The following is a 308-nucleotide window of genomic DNA, read 5'->3' on the forward strand; positions in this document are numbered from 1 at the left end:
CGTGGATGCAACAACGAACAGATACATTGGCATTTATGAAGTAGACAGCAATAACAAGGTGGTATCGTTCAAGCTGATCATACTGACAGCAGGCGATATTAAGGTACCTGCTCCAGTGACTGCTCCAACATTGCCAGCGTCACCATTGCCGGGAACCGGTCCGAATACGACGAAGGTGACGACATCCGTAGGAGCGGGTAACCATCTCGTGACGAAAGTGTCCTCGACCCTGATTCCTACACCAAACGTAGGAGATGCAGCACCAACGGGAGCGGGAGTAACGAATCCGTACACGCCAGGCGAAGATA

The 308-nt window shown here is 51.6% G+C and carries 1 protein-coding gene; it reads left to right on the forward strand.

Annotation, left to right across the window (positions count from 1 at the left end):
• The coding region (locus HPT30_RS00510) for a hypothetical protein (RefSeq protein ID WP_376766977.1) at nucleotides 1-308 on the forward strand (308 nt) is incomplete at both ends.

The sequence above is a fragment of the Paenibacillus agri genome (assembly GCF_013359945.1).
GTDB lineage: Bacteria > Bacillota > Bacilli > Paenibacillales > Paenibacillaceae > Paenibacillus_AQ > Paenibacillus_AQ agri.